Genomic DNA, 19,962 nt, shown 5'->3' with positions numbered 1-19,962 from the left:
GCCGACCCCGACAAAAGATTTCAAACGTAAGGAAAAAACATGGCAAAAGTTGCCCCTGAACTGCAGTACTCCGACGAACACGAATGGGTTGCCCGGGATACCGGCAACGCCGGATCAAATATTGTTTCCATCGGGATCTCCGCCGTGGCCACCGACGCGCTCGGCGACATCGTCTACGTGGACCTGCCCGAGGTCGGCACGGCCGTGACCGCGGGGGAGACCTGCGGCGAGGTCGAGTCCACCAAGTCCGTCTCGGACCTGTACTCCCCGGTCACCGGCGAAGTCCTGGAAACCAACCCCGCCGTCGTCGAGGACCCGGCGCTGATCAACAGCGACCCGTACGGCGCCGGATGGCTCTTCAAGGTGGCCGCGGAATCTGACGGCCCGCTGCTCTCCGCCGAGGACTACGCGGCCAAGAACGGCGGCGAGCTGTGAGCGCGGCCCGTGCCGCAGGCACAGAAACAGTGGCCTTCGAGCAGGTAGTCTCGCCGAGCCTGGACGCCGACCTGTCGGTCCTTGACCCGGAGATCGCCGCCAAGATCGACGACGAACTCACCCGCCAGCGCGGCGGGCTGGAGATGATCGCCTCCGAGAACCACACCGCCGTGGCCGTGATGCAGGCGCAGGGCTCGGTGCTGACCAACAAGTACGCCGAGGGCTACCCGGGCAAGCGGTACTACGGCGGCTGCGAGCACGTGGACGTGATCGAGCAGCTCGCGATCGACCGGGTAAAGGCGCTCTTCGGCGCCGAATACGCGAACGTCCAGCCGCACTCCGGCGCGCAGGCCAACGCCTCGGTGATGCACGCCCTGATCAAGCCGGGTGACACCATCATGGGCCTGAACCTGGCCCACGGCGGTCACCTGACGCACGGCATGCGGATCAACTTCTCCGGCCGCCTGTACAACGTGATCCCGTACCAGGTCCGTGAAGAGGACCACAGGATCGACATGGCCGAGGTGGAGCGCCTGGCCCAGGAGCACAAGCCGGCACTGATCGTCGCCGGCTGGTCCGCCTACGCCCGGCAGCTGGACTTCGCTGAGTTCCGCCGGATCGCCGACTCCGTGGGCGCGTACCTGATGGTGGATATGGCGCACTTCGCCGGGCTGGTGGCCGCGGGCCTGCACCCCTCCCCGGTCCCGCACGCGCACGTCACCACGTCCACCACGCACAAGACCCTCGCCGGTCCGCGCGGCGGCATCATCCTGACCAACGACGCCGACATCGCCAAGAAGATCAACTCGGCGGTGTTCCCCGGCCAGCAGGGCGGCCCCCTCGAGCACGTCATCGCCGGCAAGGCAGTGGCCTTCAAGATCGCCGCCTCGGCCGAGTTCCGGGAACGCCAGGAACGCGTGCTGGCCGGCGCCCGGATCCTGGCCGAGCGCCTGGTCCAGCCGGACGTCACCGCCAAGGGAATCAACGTGATCTCCGGCGGCACGGACGTGCACCTGGTCCTGGTGGACCTGCGCAACTGCGAACTCGACGGCCGGCAGGCAGAGGACCGCCTCGCGGAAATCGACATCACCGTCAACCGCAATGCCGTGCCGTTCGACCCGCGCCCGCCGATGGTCACCTCCGGCCTGCGCATCGGCACCCCGGCCCTGGCGACGCGCGGTTTCGGCGAAGCGGCCTTCGCCGAGGTTGCGGACATCATCGCCGAGGCCCTGACTGCCGACGCCGGCAGCGACCTTTCAGGCCTGCGCTCCCGCGTGGAGGCGCTCGCCTCAGCCCACCCGCTTTACCCGGCGGTGGCAGACCTCGCAGCGGTAAAAACCGCGTAGCGTGGAATTAAACAGCACGACGGCGGGCGGCCGCCACAAGCTGCCGCCCGCCGTCGTACTGGCCGACTGTGCGCCGCGACCCGCGGCCAGACAGTCCCCGGCAGGACCATCTGCCGGACCGAAGCATGACCAAGTGAGGAACCGACATGGCCGTTGGAGTCTTTGACCTTTTTTCCATCGGAATAGGACCGTCCAGTTCACACACCGTGGGCCCGATGCGGGCCGCCGCGGTCTTCGCCCAGGAGCTGAAGTCTTCCGGCAAACTGGACCAGGTGGCGTCGCTGCGGGTGGACCTGTACGGCTCCCTGGCCGCCACGGGCCACGGCCACGGCACCATGACCGCCATCCTCCTGGGGCTGGAAGGCTTCCACCCCGAGCTGATCCTGCCCGATGAGGTGGAGGGCCGGCTCGCCGCGATCGAAGAGACCGGCATGCTGCAGCTGGCGAGGACCGTCCCCCTGCCCTACGGCGTCAAGGACGTGGTGCTGCGGCCCCTGACCATTCTGCCCCGGCACACCAACGGCATGACTTTCACGGTCTTTGATGCCGCCGGCGAAATCCTCCACGAGGCAACGTTCTTCTCCGTGGGAGGCGGCTTCATCGTCCGCGAGGGCGAAGAGGACACGGCACAGCAGGAACTTGAGGAATCCAAGAAGGAACTGCCGCTGCCGTTCCGCACCGCCGCGGAACTTCTCGGCCGCTGCCAGTCCAAGGGCCTGTCCATCGGCGAGATCATGTTCGTCAACGAACGCGCCTCCCGCTCCGAAGAGGAAATCCGCGAAGGCCTGCTTCACATCTACTCGGTCATGGAAAGCTGTGTGGAGGTCAGCCTCAAGCGGGAGGGGCTGCTTCCCGGCGGACTGAAGGTCCGCCGTCGGGCGCCTGACTGGCACGAACGGCTCCTGAAGGAGGACAAGGACCGGGATCCCAAGTACTGGCAGGAATGGGTGAACCTCATCGCCCTCGCCGTCAACGAGGAGAACGCCTCCGGCGGGCGCGTCGTGACAGCCCCCACCAACGGCGCCGCGGGCATCATCCCGGCGGTGCTGTACTACGCCCTGCACTTCGCCCCCGGCATGGACACCGCGAGCCAGAAGGACCGGGACGACGTCGTGGTGAAGTTCCTGCTGACGGCCGGTGCGATCGGTGTCCTGTACAAGGAACAGGCGTCCATCTCCGGCGCGGAGGTGGGCTGCCAGGGCGAGGTGGGTTCGGCGTCGTCCATGGCTGCCGCCGGCCTGGCCGAGGTGATGGGCGGCACGCCGTCCCAGGTGGAGAACGCCGCGGAGATCGCCATGGAGCACAATCTGGGCCTGACCTGCGACCCCATCGGCGGGCTGGTCCAGGTGCCCTGCATCGAGCGCAACGCGATCGCCGCCGCCAAGGCCATCAACGCCGCGAAGATGGCGCTGTGGGGGGACGGCTCGCACCGGGTTTCCCTCGACGAGGTGATCGTCACCATGCGGGAGACCGGCAGGGACATGAGCTCGAAGTACAAGGAAACGGCCATGGGCGGGCTCGCCGTCAACGTGGTGGAGTGCTGAAGGCCTGCCTCTCCACACGGGCAGGCATTCGGCGGGGGCGCGTGCAGGGCGGATAGACTTGAGGCTGCCTCAACGGGCACCGGCTGCAGACACGTACGCGAAGATTGGACACGGCACACTTGCGAGAATTCACTGCCCGCTTTGCCACCTCCGAGGAGGTCGCCAACTGGGATTCCCACGTCACCGCGAATCCGAACGGCGGAAACCTCCTTCAGTCAGAGGCGTTCGCTGACGTCAAACAGCACTTTGGCTGGAAGCCCCTCCACCTGGTCTACGAAACGGCCGATTATCTCAGCTACAACCTCGTGCTGGAGAAGAGCTTTCCCGTGCTGGGCAAGCTCTGGTACATGATCAAGGGACCGGATGTAGCCGACGTCGAGGACATTCCCGGCATCGCCAAAGCCAACGCGGAGTTCGTCAAGAGGGCGCGGTTGGGCGTCTTCGCGATCAAGATCGAACCGGACATCGTGCTCAGCGACGAGGCCCGGAACGTCATCGAAGGGGCCGGGCTCGTGAAGACCCACAACCTTCAGCCCAACGACTCCACCGCGCTTCTGGACATTTCCCCGGACGAGAACCAGCTGCTCCGCAACCTGCACTCGCGGGGCCGGAACGCGGTGCGCCGTGCCATCCGCGAAGGCGTCGAGGTGCACAATGTGGAACCGAGCGAAGAGAACTTCCGTGCCATGTACGGGCTCATGACCACCACGGTTGAGGCGAAGTCGCAGGTCCGGGTCCGGGAGTACGAGTACTACCGCCAGTTCTGGACCAACTTCATCAAACGCGGCCAGGGACGGCTCCTGTTCGTGTATGAGAACGACGTTCCCTCAGTGGGGGCTTTCGTCATCAACTACGGCCGCAAGGGCACCTACAAGGACGGCGGGTCCCTGCAGAAACGCAGCCAGTATGGCGACTCGCACCTCGTCCAGTGGACGGGGATCAACCAGGTCAAGGAACTTGGCTGCACGGAATACGACTTCTGTGGCACTCCGCCCAGCGACCAACTGAAGGACACGTCCAACCCGTTCCACGGGCTGGGCCTCTTCAAGACAAGCTTCAGCAAGACCGTCACCGACTTCGTGGGCTGCTACGACCAGGTCATCAGCCCGCTGAAATACAAGGCCTGGATGGCCGCCGGGGAACGGGTGGCGCGGCAGGTATACACGCGCCGGACGGGAAAGCAGTTCTACTAGGGCTGCCGTAACGGAGAGAGCCGCCGTCATAGACCAGAGGCAACGCACGGAGGGAGGCCGGAATGGAGAAGAAACCCGGGGGAGCCGAGCGCCCCATCAGTGACGGCCTGCCCAAGACGGAGCCGCTGACAGCTTCGCAGCTGCGCCAGAACGCCGCCGCGAAGCGCATGCTGCGCCGCCTTGTGCAGGGCGATAACCCGCCGACGGCGCCGCTGAGCATCGTGGACCGGCTCACCGGGAGCCCCTACGCCAACCCCATGATTCAGGTGCCCGGCGTGGACACGTCTGCGCGGAAGACCATGGACTTTGCCCTGCGGCTCGCCGAATCGATGTTCCGTTACGGCGCCGGCGCGCTCGAGGTGGAAACCAGCATCATCGCTGTCACTGCGGCGCTCGGCCTGAGCAACATCGAGGTGGACATCACCAACCAGTCGGTGAACATCAATTACGCCCCGCAGGACCAGACGCCCATTTCGCTGCTTCGCGTGGTGCGTTCCTGGACCAACAACTACGCAGGCCTGGCAAAAGTCCACCAGCTCGTGACCGACATCGTGGCGGGCGGCGTCGGCAGGGACGAGGCTGCCCGGCGCCTGGACGAGATCGTCCGCAGCCCCAAGCCTTTCCCGCGCTGGATGGTCACGGTGGCCTTCGCTGTCTTCTCGGCGATGTTCGTGGGCGTGATCGGAGGCGGCCCGGGGGCGTCGGCGGTCGCATTCGCCTCCAACCTTCTGATCAGCCTGCTCGCCCGGAAGCTGGGCCGCTGGCGGACGCCTGACTTCTTCATTACGGCGGCCTGCTCCTTCGTCGTGACGATCATTGCGCTGCTCCTGTGGAGGTTCGGCGGCCCCGTGGGTGTCCAGATCGCCCCGGCCATTGTGGTGGTGGGCGGCATCCTGCTGCTTCTTCCCACGGGCCGGCTCGTGTCCTCAGTGCAAGACGCCATCAACGGCTTTCCCGTGACGGCTGCAGGCCGGTTCCTGTCCACACTCCTGACGTTCGGGGCGCTCGTGGCAGGGATCGCGGTCGCGTTCGTGGTGGGGGACAGGATCGGGATGGAACCCATCGACGTCACGGAGACGTTCCCGCCCGCGTATCCCCTGTGGGCACAAGTCATCATGGTGGCCATTGCCGTCGTCGCCATCGGCATCACGGAACAGACGGACTGGAAGCTGCTGCTTCCGACGGCGGGTGTCGGCGTGATCGGGCACCTGGTGCTCATCAGTGCCGAAGCGCTCGCCATCGGCCCGCGCTTTTCACCGGCGCTGGCCGCAGTCGTGATCGGTCTGCTCGCCCGGATAGTGGCGCTGAAGATGGGTGCCCCGCAGCTGGTGGTCGCCGTGCCTGCCGGCCTGATTCTCCTGCCCGGGCTCACCATCTTCCGGTCGATGTACGTCCTGACCATCGAGGAGTCCGAGATCCTGCTCGGTGCCGGCGGGATGCTCAGCGCGGGGGCCATCGTGTTCGGGGTGGCCGGCGGGATTGTGCTCGGTGACACGCTGGCGCGGCCCTTCACCAAGGGCCTGGCGAGCAATGAACGACGGCGGGCGCGGCGCCGCTAGTCAGCCAGATCTTCCCGGCTAGATCTTGCCGATCGGCAGCTTCTTCTCGGCCTGGAAGTCGTCCTCCACCCGGCCCCTGGCCCAATAGCCCGAGAGCGATACCTGCTTGCGGTCCAGGCCGCGCTCGCGGAAGAGCACCTCGCGCAGGCCCTTCATGTAGCCCCGTTCGCCGTGTGCAAAGACGTCCACCCTGCCCTCCGGCCACGGTGTCTCCCGCAGCGCGTTGACCAGCAGGTCGCTGTCGCCTGCCGCAACGCCCCTGCGCTGGAGCCAGACCATTTCGATGCCGGCGGGGGCGGCAATGGGCTGGATATCGGCGTCGCCGTCCACCTCGAGGAACGCCAGCCCCCGGGCGTCCGCGGGCAGCGACTCGAGCACAGCTGCGATGGCGGGGATCGCCGCCTCGTCCCCGGCCAGCAGAATCCAGTCCGCCGAGGGATCGGGGTTGTAGCCTCCTCCGGGGCCGGTGAAGGTCAGGCTGTCGCCGGGCTGGGCGGAGGCGGCCCACGGACCCGCCAGGCCCTCGTCCCCGTGGATGACAAAGTCGATGGCAAGTTCACGCGCGGCCACATCCACCCAGCGGACCGTGTAGGTCCGCGTGAACGGCCACAGTTCCCGCGGCAGCGTTTCGCGGACCGCCCACAGGTCGAGGGGCTCGGGGTAGGCGACGCCAGGCTGCGGAAACGCGATCTTGACGTACCTGTCCACGAAATCGTTGTTGACGTAGTCCGTGAACCCCTCGCCGCCGGCGACAATCCGGACCATGTGCGCCGAAAGCTGCTCCCGGCGAAGCACGGTCAGGTTGATCTGGGGACGGGATTTCCGTGTCGCGGAGGTAGCCGCAGGAACAATGGTCATGAAGGTAAGCCTAGGCTAAGTCCGGCGCCTGCCGCCTTCCCGGCCGTCTTGCGGTTCGTTAGATTACTACCGGTCTTGGTCTAATTGACGGGACTTCATTTGCTCTTACCGGGGGACTGTCATGCCAAAGCCAGCCAAGCTTTTCGCCAATCGCGGGAAGCTGCTCCAGGCCACAGGTCTGTCCGCCGTCACGGCCATCGTGGCGGCAGCAGCAATCCTGTACCCAGGCGTCAAGACTGCCGACGTGGACCTCAACGACGGCGGCGTCTGGGTGACGAACAAGAGCGTGGGAATGACCGCCCGGCTCAACTATCCGTCAAAGACCCTGGACGGTGGCGTAACGCCGCCGGGGGCAGGTTTTGACATCCTCCAGCACGCCGGCGAGGTTTTCGTGGACGAAGGCAGCGCGCTGACCCCCGTGGACCCGGCGGCCATGCGCCTGGGGGAACCGGTCAGGCTTCCCGACGGCGTCACGGCGTCGGCAGGGAAGGGAGCCTTTGTTTTCACGGACCCGGGGACCGGCGAAGCCTGGCTCGCCTCGACCGAGAGTGTGGGGAGCTTCGACAGGAAAACCTCAGAGCCGGTGATTTCCGGGGCGCCTGAACTGCAGGCCGTCATCGGAGCGGACGGCGCTGCCTATATCGCCGACCCCTCGGCCCGGGAGGTCAGCCGGATCACCGTGGAACCCGCCGGGACAGCCGGAGACAGGGCAACCGCTTCGTACGCCGATTTTTCCGCTGCCAGGAATCTTCAGCTCACCACGGTGGGGACCGAGGCTGTGCTCCTCGACAGTGACTCCGGCAGGCTCTACCTGCCGGGCGGCAGGACTGTCGACATCCCGGACGGCAAGGGGGCGCGCCTGCAGCAGGCCGGGCCTGCCAGCAGTTTCGTGGCGGTGGCAACGCAGAGCAGCCTGATCGAGCAGCCGCTGGACGGTGGAGAGGCGTCGGCAAAGCCGGCGGGCAAGAATGGAAAGCCCGTGCGCCCCGTGCAGCTCGATGGCTGCGTGCACGCCGCCTGGAACAAGAGCAACGTCTACCTGCGCAGCTGCACCGACGACGGCGGAGACAAGCTGGCCGACGTGCCCGGGGCCACCCATGAATCGGACCTTGTCTTCAGGGTCAACCGCAGCGTGGTGGTGCTCAATGACACCAGCGGCGGCAACGTCTGGCTCGTCCAGCAGACCATGCAGCTCGTCAACAACTGGCAGGACCTGCAGGCTCCGCCGAACCGCTCCGAGGAGGAGAAGGAAGACGCCGCCGACCAGAACCCGCTGAACCAGCTTCCGGACCGCACCAAACCCAACCGGGCGCCCAACGCCCAGGACGACGTCTTCGGCGTCCGGCCGGGCAAAACCACGCTGCTGACCCCGCTGGACAACGATTCCGACCCGGACGGCGACCTGCTGACCGTGAAGGTCCTGGGCTCCGGGCCGGGCAACGCCACGGCACAGCCCATCTACAACGGTTCCGCCCTGCAGATTGCCGTCCCGGAAGGGACCACCGGGACGTCAGAATTCGCCTACCAGGTGGACGACGGACGGGGTAAGAGCGCCCAGGCCAGGGTCACCCTGGCTGTGCGGAAGGAGTCCGAGAACGGCCCGCCAAGGCAAAAGCGCAGCACCGTCATCCTGCTCGAACAGGGAAAGTCCATCAGCCAGGATGTGCTGACGGACTGGAATGACCCGGACGGCGATGATCTCTTTCTGAAGGCGGCAACAGCGGACAACGCCGCCGACCAGGTCCAGGTGCGGCCGGACGGACTGATGCAGTTCCAGGACGTGGGAACCACCCTCGGCCGCAAGCAGGTCACCCTGCGGGTATCCGATGGCCGGGCCGAAAGCGAGGGCAAAGTCATCGTGGAGGTCCGGGCGCGCGGAACCCTGCCGCCGGTGGCAAACCCGGACCACATAAGCGCCGTCGCCGGCCAGGACGCCGTGGTATCGCCCCTCGAGAACGACTTCGACCCCGCCGGCGCCACTCTGAGGCTGGCGCGGATTGAAGGGCCGGCCGCTGCGAAGGTGTCGCCCCGCTACGACGCCGGGACCTTCGTATTCAACGCAGCTTCCGCGGGCACCTATTACGTTACCTATCAGGTGACCAACGGGCCGGCGAGCCAGCTTGGACTCGTCAGGATCGATGTGACCAACGGCGGGTCCGGCGCCCCGGTAGCAGTCAGGGATGTCGCACGGCTTCCGCACGGCGGCCAGACCCTCGTGGATGCATTGGCAAACGACGTCGATCCGGCCGGCGGCGTGCTGGTGATCCAATCGGTAAACGTTCCATCAGGGTCGCCCGTGTCCGTTGCCGTCCTGGACCACAGCGTCCTGAAGATCACCGATGCGCGAGGTTTGACGGCCCCTGCCGTGGTTACGTACACGGTCTCCAACGGGCAGCAGAGCGCCGTGGGCGAGGTGACGGTGCAGCCCGTGCCTGCCCCGGCCAGGTTGCGGCCGCCCCGTGCCGTCCCGGATGAGATCACCGTGCGCGCCAATGACGTTGCGACGGTCAATGTGCTGGCCAACGACAGCCACCCGGACGGGGCGGCGCTGACGCTGAAGCCGCAGCTGGCGCAAACGGTTGACGCAGCGGACGGGATGCTGGGCATTTCCGGTGACGTCCTGCGGTTCAAGGCCGGGCCCACCGCGAAAACGGTGCACGCCATCTACGTGGTGCAGGGCCCGGACGGACAGGAGGCCTCCGCCCAGGTCACCATCCGGATCAAAGGCGGCGGCGCAGACCAGAATTCCCGGCCGGAACCGAAAAACCTGACCGCCCGCACGATCGCTGGCCGGACCACCCGGATTCAGGTTCCGCTGGAAGGGATAGACCCGGACGGCGACTCCGTGTCCCTCGTGGGACTGGACAAGGCGCCCGCTTCCGGAACCGTCACCGTCGGGGCTACGTATTTGGACTACACGGCTTCTGCGAAGGCATCAGGCCAGGACGCGTTCAGCTATGTCGTGGCGGACACTTTCGGGGTCCGCAGCACAGCCACCGTTGCGGTGGGCATCGGTGCCGCCGGCGGGGCCAACCATCAGCCGGTGGCAGCCGATGACGCGGTGGCCGTCCAGCCCAACAGGAATGTCGCCGTCGACGTGCTGGACAACGATGCCGATCCCGACGGCGACGCGCTGGCCCTCATCCGGGGCGGAGTTGACGCCGACCCGGCTCTCGAGGCGTCCGTCGAAGACGGAAAGGTGCGGTTCACGGCTCCCGCCGCCACGGGCGCCGTCGTGATCCGCTACAGAATTTCCGACGGACGGGGCGGCCAGGCCACGGGCACCGTCAAGGTCGACGTCACTCCCGCGGCGCCGAGGAAGGCGCCGGTTTCCCGGGACGACCGGGTGTCCTTCGCCGAGACGCTGGGGAAGTCCGCGGTTGATGTTCCCGTCCTTAAGAACGACGTGGATCCGGACGGTGTGACCTCTGACCTCAGGGTCGCCCTGGCCACCGGAACCGCCGACGCCGCCGTGCGCGGTGACGGCCGTGTCAACATCACGCTGCTGCCCCAACCGCGGATCATCCCCTACACCGTCACGGACCTGGACGGGCTCGCCTCCACTGCGTTCATTCACGTGCCCGGCACGTCCGAACAGCGTCCAGCACTGAAGAGCCCTGCGCCCCTGGAGGTAGTGAGCGGCACGGAACTGGCAGTCGACCTGGACGACGCCGTCGTGGTGCGGCAGGGCCGCACCCCCCGGATCACCGTGGACTCCCGAGTTTCCGCGGTTGCCGCCAACGGAAAGCCGCTGGTCAAGGACGCGACGTCCCTGGTTTTCACATCCGCCGACGACTATGCCGGACCGGCGTCACTGACGTTCGAGGTGGCCGATGGCCCCGTGGAGGCGCCCGACACGCTGACCTCGGTGCTGACGGTCAGCATCAACGTGCTGCCCGATCCGAACCGGAACCACCCGCCCGCCATGTCCTCCACCCGTGCCGCCGTCGTCAAGGGCGAAGAGACTGTGGTGGAGCTGGAGCCACTGGTGTCGGATCCGGATCCCGCGGACAGCGGCAAGCTTAAGGTCGCCGTGGGTGGACAGCTTCCCAAGGGAATCAGTGCCAGCGTGCAGGGAATGTCGCTGCGCATCAAAGCCGACGCCGATGCGCCGGAGCCGGGAGGCGCGGTGCCGCTGACAGTGACGGATCCGCGCGGGCTTTCTGCCCAGGCGGCAGTCCAGGTTGAGCTGACGCCGTCGCTTCGTCCGCTGCCGGTGGCCAACGACGACGAGGTGGCCGAGGCCAGGGCCGGCGAAGCGCGGCAGGTCCGGGTGCTGGCCAACGACGTCAACCCGTTCCCTGATGCCCCTCTGAAACTTGTCAGCGCCGTCGTGGAGACGGGCACCGGCAGCGCCACCGTGTCAGGGGACGCGGTGGACGTCCGTCCCGCGGATTCGTTTGTGGGAACCATGGTGGTGAGATACCGGGTTCAGGACAAAACGGCGGACCCGCGCCGCCAGGTTGAGGGCCGCCTCCGGCTGACGGTCAAGGCGAAGCCGGACAAACCGGGAACTCCCGTGGCCACCGAGGTGCGGGACAGCACCGTGGTGCTGACGTGGACGCCGCCCGCTGCCAACGGATCCGCCATCACGGGCTACAGGGTCACCGGTACCGGCGGCGTTTCGAAGCTGTGTCCTGCCAACACGTGCACCATCGGGTCCCTGACGAACGACGTCGAATACACCTTCAGCGTGGTCGCAGTGAACGGCATCGGCGAATCCGAAGCCTCTGCTCCCTCCGCGCCGGCGCGACCGGATCAGCGGCCCGAGGCGCCACAGGCGCCGTCGCTGCGGTTCGGGGACAAACAGCTCAACGTCAGCTGGCCGGCCGCCAGGACCACAGGGTCGGCGGTCAGCGGCTACGAGCTGCAGATCTCGCCGGCCCCGCCGGCCGGTGCGGCCGTGAGGTCGGCCGGTCCGGGCCTGAGCTACACATGGACCGGCCTGGCGAACGGCACGTCGTACCGCATCCAGGTCAGGGCGAAGAACAAGGCCCCCACGCCGTCGGATTGGAGCCCTTTCTCGGCCGCCGAGATCCCGGCGGGCGTGCCCGCCGTTCCCGGGAAGCCGAGCAGCACGCTCGCGACGTCAGGCGCCAGCAATTCGGTCATCCAGGTCAACTGGGCCGCTCCGGAAGGCAACGGTGACGCCGTGTCCGAGTACACGGTGGTTGCGTCCCATCCCGGCTCGCCGAACACGTCGCAGGTGGTTGGCGGCGGACGGACCAGTGCCGTCTTCACCGTGGGCAATTCCGACGCCGGCTACACGTTTACAGTGGCCGCACGGAACAAGGCCGGATATTCGGGCGCCAGTGCGGCGTCGGATCCGCGGCGCGCGGTGGGGGCTCCGGGGCCCGTCAACGGGCTGCACGCGGAACCGCGTGACAACAGTGCCCAGCTGTCATTCACCGCGCCCGCCGCCACCGGCGGCGCCGCTGCCGGGGAAACCGTTTATGAGTACCGGGTGAACGGGGGCCCCGTCGCCGCCATGCCTGCCAGCAGGGTCATACCCGGGCTGGCGAACAACGGCACGTACACCGTCGGCGTGCGCGCAACCAACGTCGTGGACGGCCAGTCCTACCCGGGTCCGTTCACGGACGCCAATCCGGTGGCTCCCTTCGGGAAGCCGTTCCAGGCAATCACCGACGGGTTCCACTACGGAAACACGCAGGTGCGGACCACTGTGGCGCCTCCGGCAGCCAACGGCCGGCCGATAGCGAGGTTCGAGTGGAACAGCCGGTACCCCGACGACGGCAGAACCGGTCCCTCAGGCGTGCTACCCGCGGGCGGCGGCGAAATTTTCGCGGGCGACCAGCCCGACCAGAACGTGGAGGTTTACATCACCACCGTCGACACCGACGGCAACCGCAGTGATGTCCTGAGGGCGGGCGGACGGACCTATCAAAACATCAGTTTCACGGTCAACGGCGAGTTCGGCGGCCTCTGTGCCTGGACAAGCTACCAGGGTGGCGGGGCGGACAACCAGGTGAATTGCCTCGCGGACAGCGGCGAATGGATACCCAACGGGCAGATTCTGCCGATCAACTGCACGGGGACCAATGTGCAGTACACCTTCCGGGGTTCCGCGGCCAACCAATGGGCCGTGAAGAGCGGATACGCCGCGACGCGTCACATGCGCATCGCGGGCCAGACGCTTAGCGGCCAGCCGTTGGCCTGCCAGTAGCCCCCGCTGCCGGTGCCATTGCCGGAAGTTCCCAGTCCACCGCGCCGGCGCCTTGCTCTTCCAGCAGGGCGTTGGCGCGGCTGAACGGACGCGACCCAAAGAAACCCCGGGAGGCGGACAGCGGGCTGGGATGGACGCTGGCCACCACCGGAGTCTCGCCCAGCAGCGGGCGCATCCCCTCGGCGTCCTTTCCCCACAGGACCGCCACGAGCGGGAGCCGGCGCCCATCGGGCGCCCGGCGGGCAGCGACGGCGGAAACCGCCGCCGTCGTGATGGTTTCCCAGCCTTTGCCGCGGTGCGAGCCGGCGGCACCCTCGCGGACGCTCAGGACCCTGTTGAGCAGGAGCACGCCCTGGTCCGCCCAGGCACCGAGGTCGCCGTGGACCCTGGCCGGACACCCCAGATCCGATTCCAGTTCCTTGTAGATGTTCGCAAGGCTGCGGGGGATGGGCCGCGTCCTGCCATCAACCGAAAAGGCCAGACCCACCGCGTGGCCCGGAGTCGGGTACGGATCCTGGCCGACGATCAGCACCCGCACCTCCGCCAGGGGCTGCCGGAACGCCCTCAAAACGTTCGACGGCGAGGGCAGCACCTGGTGACCCGCCGCTACTTCCGCTGCCAGGAAGGAAAGGGCCGACCTCAGCTCGCCCTCCACCCCGGCCAGCGCTCCGGCCCAGTCAGCGGCCACCAGCTCCTCCAGCGGCATCCCTGCCATCTGGACGAAGCCAGGGCCCGCGGCCCCGGGCGGCAGCAGGTCGAACAAGGGTTCAGGTTGTTCAGTCACACCGATCATTCTCCCAGCGGCAGCGGCATGGCGTAACGCGTCGTAAATGACAACGCTGTTATTCCTCCGTACCATGGAGGCTGGAGTTTTTACCGGAATCAGCGAAGGAGTGCGCAGTGGCTGAGCCGTTGCAGGACCATCTCGCGGAGCAGTCTGCTGCGGAGGCCGCAGAGGCGGACGCCGGGCCGCGGCGCGGATCCCTGCTGGATGACTTCCAGCTGAGGAACTCGCCGCTGAGCGAGCGTGAGCAGCAGATCCTGGCGCTGGAGCGGCAGTGGTGGAAGTATGCCGGCGCGAAGGAACAGGCCATCCGGGAGCTGTTCGACCTGTCGGCCACGCACTACTACCAGATCCTGAATGCGCTCATTGATACCGAGCATGCGCTGGCCCACGATCCCATGTTGGTGAAGAGATTGCGTAGACTACGTACGTCACGTCAGAGGGCCCGCACCGCGCGCCGCTTGGGGTCTGACGCGTAACCGCCAGTGCCGAACTGCCGGCAGAAGACCAACAAGGACGTCACTTTTACCATGACCAACTATGCCCGAGACGAATTCGACAGGGTCCCAGAGGTCACTTCCCGGCAGGGCGTACACCGCTCCGTACCGGCACCCAGGCGGCCCCGTCTGTGGCCCGTCCTGAGCGTGGGAAGCGGCGCTCTCGCCGTTGGTGTGGCCGCGTTTGTCTTCCTTCCGCAGCTCGGCTTCGACGCCGCTGCCGGGCCTTCAGCAGCCCCGGACGCTGCGGTCTCGCCGTCGGCGGATCCCTCGCCCACGCCGTCCGAGGCAGCGGCGCCGTCCGGAACCCCGAGCGCCGACGCGTCGTCGGCTGCGGCCTCACCATCAGACCCGGCATCCCCTCCGGCCTCCGTCGAAGCGCTCACCTCCGCCGCGGACAAGTCCCTTCCTGTTTCGGTCTACAACGGCACGCAGACATCCGGGCTGGCCGGCCGCGTCGGCGCCACCCTCGAGGCCGACGGCTGGACTCTGGGCCAGGTTGCGAACTGGCAGGGCGCGCCCCAGCAGGAGTCCGTCATCTTTTACTCTGGTGCCGAGCGCAGGGCCAGCGCCGAGGCCCTCGGGGAGCTGCTGAACATCGCCACGCTCGTGGAGAGCCCAGGATTTGAGACGTCCGTTGCCGTGGTGCTGGGCCCCGGATTCCAGTGACCTTCGGGGTTACGCCTGAATAACTATTGAGTCCGGGTCCCGCTGTCAGCCTGCCTCCCGCCGGGGCGCAGTGGATAGAGTGATTTCGAGTCTTCGGCGCGTAATTCACGGCACACACTGAGGTGGGCCTTACGGAAGCAATCTGAAAGTGTGGAGATCATGGCATTGGGAACCGTGAAATGGTTCAACGCTGAAAAAGGCTACGGCTTCATCACCGTCGACGGCACGGGCGACGACGTCTTCGTGCACTGGTCCGCCATCCAGGTGGACGGCTACCGCGCCCTCGACGAGGGCCAGCGCGTGGAGCTCGAGGTCGGCGAAGGCGAAAAGGGCCCGCAGGCCGAAAACGTCCGGCCCGCCTAGTGGCTGCCCGCGCCGCCCGGAGACCTGCCAGGGTGACCGCCCGACGGCGGACCGGAACCATGAGAGCCGCCCGCACTGCTGTTTGGGTGGCCGCTGCCTGGGGTGCTGCCGCCGTCCTGGCGCTGGGCGCATGCTCCGGCTCAGGCGAAAACGCCCGGACTGCGTCCGTGGAGGCCAGCGGCGACGGCACCTTCCGGATCGGCCTGATCCTGGACAACACCGGAACGCAGGCGTTCCTGAACAGTGCCCAGCTGGCAGCCGCCAAATTGGCCGTGCAGGAGATCAACGCGGCCGGCGGCCACAAAGGCAGGCCCGTGGAGCTGTTGCCGGAAAAGCCCGGCGGTGACGCCGGGGCTCAGGCGCGGGAACTCGTGGATGCCAAAGCCGACGTGGTGATCGGACCCACGGATTCCAGCCACGCTCCCGCCGTCATCGATGTACTGTCCAAGGCCAAAGTCGCGCTCATCTCGCCGGCCAACACGGCAGGGGAGCTGAGCGAGTACAGGAGCGGCGGATACTACTTCCGCACGGCGGCGGCCGACGCCGCCCAGGCTGCCGTGCTGGTGAAGCTGGCCAAGGACGGCGGCGCCAAGAGCCTGGCCGTCGTCCACGAGGAGGGCGCCTATGGCACGGAAGTGTCGGCGGCCGTCTCCGTCTCCGCGAAGGGTGCCGGACTGGAGCCCGTGACTGTGGCGGCCTTCAAAGCGGGGGAGGCGCAGAAAGCGGTGGCCACTGCCGCCGGCGCCTCACCGGACGCCGTCGTCCTCGTTGCCCGCGGCGGCGCACAGGGTGCCATCGCAGAACTCCACAACGCGGGACTGTCGGGGAAGCAGCTGATCCTGGCAGACGGAGCCTTCAGGCAGTACGGCTCGGACCTCGGTTCCCGGGCGCTGGACGGCGCCCGCGGAATCGTCCCCGGGGTGTTCCCCTCGGCCCATCTGCAGGGTGAACTCGTGGCCGTGGACAAGAACCTTAAGGACATGACGTTCGCCGCGGAGACTTACGATGCGGTCAACCTCGCAGCATTGGCGGCTGCCGCGGCCGATGACGACGCCGGCGCGTCCGTTGCCGCGAAGCTGATCGCCGTCTCAGGCGGGTCCGCCGGTGCCGGCTCCGGGCCTGCAGGCAAGCCCGCTGTTTGCCGGACGTACAAGGAGTGCCTTGCCGCCGTCCGGGCCGGAACGGCTGTGGATTATGACGGCGAGTCGGGCCCCGTCCGGTTCGACGCGAACGGCGACGTGACGGTGGCCAAATACATGGTGTTCACCTTCGGCGCGGACAACAGGGCGAAACTCACCGGCAGCGAAACAGCCAGCCGGGCAGCGGGCTGATCGCCGGGAGCGAAGCGGCCCCGGATTCGTTCCGGTTTTCACGGCCACTGCTTGCACTCTCCCCGGGGGAGTGCTAATTATTGATTAGCACTCCTGAGCATCGACTGCTAATGCCTCGCCCGGCCCAGGCCGGCAGCGAGGTTGGCGGACGTGTAAGGGAGCGAAGAAATACCTGGTTGGGGTGAGATCCGGACTGCCGGCGTACAGAGGCCTGCAGGAACGATCGTCCGTCGCGGGCACCGCAGCAAGGTTCATTCTTAACGACTGTCCCGAAAGGACTACTGCCGTTATGGCCAAGATCATTGCATTTGATGAAGAGGCACGCCGCGGTCTTGAGCGGGGCCTGAACATCCTCGCCGACGCCGTCAAGGTCACCCTCGGCCCGCGTGGACGCAACGTCGTCCTCGAAAAGAAGTGGGGCGCCCCCACGATCACCAACGATGGTGTTTCCATCGCCAAGGAGATCGAGCTGGACGACCCTTACGAGAAGATCGGCGCCGAGCTGGTCAAGGAAGTTGCCAAGAAGACGGATGACGTCGCCGGCGACGGCACCACCACGGCTACCGTGCTGGCACAGGCCCTCGTCAAGGAAGGCCTGCGCAACGTTGCGGCCGGCGCTGACCCGCTGTCCCTCAAGCGCGGCATCGAGAAGGCAGTTGAAGCGGTAACCCGCGAACTGCTGGACAACGCCAAGGAAATCGAAACCAAGGAAGAGATCGCCGCCACGGCGTCCATCTCCGCCGGTGACGACGAAATCGGCGCCCTCATTGCCGAAGCCCTGGACAAGGTCGGCAAGGAAGGTGTCATCACCGTCGAGGAGTCCAACACCTTCGGCCTGGAGCTTGAGCTGACCGAAGGCATGCGCTTCGACAAGGGCTACATCTCCGCATACTTCGTCACGGACACGGAGCGCCAGGAAACGGTCCTCGAGGACCCGTACATCCTGATCGTCAACTCCAAGATCTCCAACGTCAAGGAACTGGTTGCTGTCCTCGAAAAGGTCATGCAGTCCAGCAAGCCGCTGCTGATCATTGCCGAAGACATCGAGGGCGAGGCCCTGGCCACCCTGATCGTCAACAAGATCCGCGGCACCTTCAAGTCCGTCGCCGTCAAGGCTCCGGGCTTCGGTGACCGCCGCAAGGCTCAGCTCGCCGACATCGCCATCCTCACCGGTGGCCAGGTCATCGCCGAGGAAGTTGGCCTGAAGCTCGAGACCGCTGGCCTCGAACTCCTGGGCCGCGCCCGCAAGGTGGTTGTCACCAAGGACGAGACCACCATCGTCGAAGGTGCAGGCGACGCCGACCAGATCGCCGGCCGCGTTTCCCAGATCCGCGCCGAGATCGAAAACTCCGACTCCGACTACGACCGCGAGAAGCTGCAGGAGCGCCTGGCCAAGCTGGCCGGCGGCGTGGCAGTCATCAAGGCCGGAGCCGCTACCGAAGTTGAGCTCAAGGAACGCAAGCACCGCATCGAGGACGCAGTCCGCAACGCGAAGGCTGCCGTTGAGGAAGGCATCGTCGCCGGTGGTGGCGTTGCCCTCATCCAGGCGGGTCTCAAGGCATTCGCCAACCTGAACCTGTCCGGCGATGAAGCAACCGGTGCGAACATCGTCCGTGTTGCCATCGATGCTCCGCTGAAGCAGATCGCCTTCAACGCAGGCCTCGAGCCCGGCGTTGTGGTCGACAAGGTCCGCGGCCTGCCCGCAGGCCATGGCCTGAACGCTGCAACCGGCGAGTACGTCGACCTGCTGGCTGCCGGCATCAACGACCCGGTCAAGGTAACCCGCTCTGCCCTGCAGAACGCGGCTTCCATTGCCGGACTGTTCCTCACCACCGAGGCAGTAGTCGCCGACAAGCCGGAGAAGAACGCTCCGGCCATGGGCGGCGGCGACGAGATGGGCGGCATGGGCGGTTTCTAACCCCCAGGCCTTCTAGTCGCTCAAACGCGTAAGAGCAGCAGCGGCCCCACCTTCGGGTGGGGTCGCTGCTGGTTTTAACGGCCCGGAATGTTCGACGGCTTGGCGTGTCTTACGGCCCGGCGTGGCCGCTCCACAGGTCCGTCGCTCCGCGGGTTTTATGGCACTGAGTTTCAGTGTCGGCAGGGTCTGGCAGGATGGATTCGTGACGATTACAGCAGCGGCCGACGGTTCGGCCTTAGGAAATCCCGGTCCCGCCGGATGGGCCTGGTATGTGAACAACGATTGCTGGCGCGCCGGAGGGTGGCCGCACGGAACGAACAACCAGGGTGAGCTCATGGCTGTGCTGGACCTGTTCCGCGCCACGGCACACGTCCCACAGGAGGACCTGCACATCCTCTGCGACAGCCAGTACGTCATCAACTGCATCACCAAATGGATGCCGGGCTGGAAGCGCAAGGGCTGGCGCAAGGCCGACGGCAAACCGGTGCTGAACGTGGACCTCCTCAAGGACATCGACAGGGAACTGGTGGGGCGCAAGTACCGATTCGAATGGGTCAGGGGCCACGCCGGCCACGACCTCAACGAGGCAGCGGACGAGCGGGCCCGGGCCGTTGCCCTGGCGTACCAGCAGGGAATCGCGGCACGGTCCGGACCAGGTTTCCGCGGACCGGCCGCGCTGGGCGCATCGGATGCCAGCGCACAGGATGCCAGCGCACAGAGTTCCGGCGCACCGGCTGCCGGGGCAGGCTCCGTAGCTGTGGCATCCCGCCCGGGTTCCGCCGTCGCCGACCTTCGGAGGCAGGGCGGCATGGGCACCTACGAAACCGAAGAACCCGGCCTTTTCAGCGAACCGGAGCCCGACCTTTTCAGCGAGCCGGAGCCCGACCTTTTCAGCGAGCTCGATGCAGATGCATTCGCGGTGCCACCGGGAAGGGGCCCGAGCCCGGAAGAAACCGTCGAGGCGCTGGAACGTGAGCTCCTCCGTCCGGATGTACGCAGCGATATCGGCCGGACGGGAGTGCTCCTGCACCCGGAGTTCATGGAGATCGGCAGCTCCGGAAGGATCTGGACGCGGGACGCCATGATGATGTCCCTGGAGGAAAGCCCCGGCGGTCCGATGGAGCTGGAGCTGATCTCTGCCGACCGGATCGGCGCGGACACCATCCTGCTGACGTACCGCAGCCTCTCACGGGACGGTGCGGCCCTGCGGAGCTCCGTCTGGGTCCTGCACGGCGGACAGTGGCGCCTCCGCTTCCACCAGGGCACCCCGGAGGCCTGACC

Annotated in this window: 14 protein-coding genes; 12 read left to right on the top strand and 2 right to left on the bottom strand. The window is 66.9% G+C overall.

Annotation, left to right across the window (positions count from 1 at the left end; all coding sequences use genetic code 11):
- The first annotated feature begins 39 nt into the window (after positions 1-39).
- From gcvH to AC6CH3_RS14250, 5 genes are all read left to right on the top strand, one after another.
- Positions 40-435 carry a glycine cleavage system protein GcvH gene (gcvH, locus tag AC6CH3_RS14270; RefSeq protein WP_498133068.1) on the top strand — a complete coding sequence of 132 codons (396 nt, stop codon included), beginning with the start codon at positions 40-42 and terminating at the stop codon, positions 433-435.
- The gene (gene glyA, locus AC6CH3_RS14265; protein WP_498133067.1) at positions 432-1,781 is read left to right on the top strand and encodes a serine hydroxymethyltransferase; all 1,350 of its coding nucleotides are present in this window, start codon (positions 432-434) and stop codon (positions 1,779-1,781) included. Before gcvH ends, glyA begins: the two co-directional genes overlap by 4 nt.
- 146 nt (positions 1,782-1,927) lie before the next feature.
- Complete coding sequence (locus tag AC6CH3_RS14260) at positions 1,928-3,325, top strand: L-serine ammonia-lyase (RefSeq protein WP_498133066.1); 1,398 nt, start codon at positions 1,928-1,930, stop codon at positions 3,323-3,325.
- A 119-nt stretch (positions 3,326-3,444) separates the two neighbouring features.
- The gene (locus AC6CH3_RS14255; protein WP_498133065.1) at positions 3,445-4,518 is read left to right on the top strand and encodes a lipid II:glycine glycyltransferase FemX; all 1,074 of its coding nucleotides are present in this window, start codon (positions 3,445-3,447) and stop codon (positions 4,516-4,518) included.
- 62 nt (positions 4,519-4,580) lie between these two features.
- The gene (locus AC6CH3_RS14250) at positions 4,581-6,077 is read left to right on the top strand and encodes a threonine/serine exporter family protein (RefSeq protein ID WP_498133064.1); all 1,497 of its coding nucleotides are present in this window, start codon (positions 4,581-4,583) and stop codon (positions 6,075-6,077) included.
- 18 nt (positions 6,078-6,095) lie between these two features.
- Here the strand turns inward: AC6CH3_RS14250 and AC6CH3_RS14245 are convergent, their stop codons facing one another.
- The gene (locus AC6CH3_RS14245) at positions 6,096-6,935 is read right to left on the bottom strand and encodes a siderophore-interacting protein (protein ID WP_498133063.1); all 840 of its coding nucleotides are present in this window, start codon (positions 6,933-6,935) and stop codon (positions 6,096-6,098) included.
- Between the two features lie 121 nt (positions 6,936-7,056).
- Between AC6CH3_RS14245 and AC6CH3_RS14240 the strand changes: the two genes are divergently transcribed.
- Positions 7,057-13,119: an Ig-like domain-containing protein gene (locus AC6CH3_RS14240; RefSeq protein WP_498133062.1), complete on the top strand. Its 6,063-nt coding sequence runs from the start codon at positions 7,057-7,059 to the stop codon at positions 13,117-13,119.
- Here AC6CH3_RS14240 and AC6CH3_RS14235 read toward each other — a convergent pair.
- The gene (locus AC6CH3_RS14235) at positions 13,091-13,912 is read right to left on the bottom strand and encodes a uracil-DNA glycosylase (RefSeq protein WP_498133061.1); all 822 of its coding nucleotides are present in this window, start codon (positions 13,910-13,912) and stop codon (positions 13,091-13,093) included. The two genes, AC6CH3_RS14240 and AC6CH3_RS14235, sit on opposite strands and share 29 nt — an antisense overlap.
- A gap of 107 nt (positions 13,913-14,019) precedes the next feature.
- Here AC6CH3_RS14235 and AC6CH3_RS14230 point away from each other — a divergent pair, with 107 nt between their 5' ends.
- The 6 genes from AC6CH3_RS14230 (at position 14,020) to AC6CH3_RS14205 (ending at position 19,960) form a co-directional block, all read left to right on the top strand.
- Complete coding sequence (locus AC6CH3_RS14230; protein ID WP_498133060.1) at positions 14,020-14,382, top strand: DUF3263 domain-containing protein; 363 nt, start codon at positions 14,020-14,022, stop codon at positions 14,380-14,382.
- A gap of 51 nt (positions 14,383-14,433) precedes the next feature.
- On the top strand, positions 14,434-15,069 hold the full coding sequence (locus tag AC6CH3_RS14225) for a LytR C-terminal domain-containing protein (RefSeq protein WP_498133059.1): 636 nt from the start codon (positions 14,434-14,436) through the stop codon (positions 15,067-15,069).
- 159 nt (positions 15,070-15,228) lie between these two features.
- On the top strand, positions 15,229-15,432 hold the full coding sequence (locus AC6CH3_RS14220) for a cold-shock protein (protein WP_400581172.1): 204 nt from the start codon (positions 15,229-15,231) through the stop codon (positions 15,430-15,432).
- Positions 15,433-15,491: 59 nt separating this feature from the next.
- Positions 15,492-16,763, top strand: coding sequence for an ABC transporter substrate-binding protein (locus AC6CH3_RS14215; protein WP_498133058.1), 1,272 nt, complete (start codon positions 15,492-15,494; stop codon positions 16,761-16,763).
- A 289-nt stretch (positions 16,764-17,052) separates the two neighbouring features.
- Positions 17,053-18,681, top strand: a complete 1,629-nt coding sequence (gene groL, locus AC6CH3_RS14210) for a chaperonin GroEL (RefSeq protein WP_498133057.1) — start codon at positions 17,053-17,055, stop codon at positions 18,679-18,681.
- Between the two features lie 202 nt (positions 18,682-18,883).
- Positions 18,884-19,960 carry an RNase H family protein gene (locus tag AC6CH3_RS14205; protein WP_498133056.1) on the top strand — a complete coding sequence of 359 codons (1,077 nt, stop codon included), beginning with the start codon at positions 18,884-18,886 and terminating at the stop codon, positions 19,958-19,960.
- Positions 19,961-19,962: the final 2 nt, after the last annotated feature.

The organism is Arthrobacter sp. GQ119 (assembly GCF_059759125.1).
The sequence above is the reverse complement of the archived record's forward strand: the minus strand, read 5'-3'. Positions and strand labels throughout refer to the sequence as shown.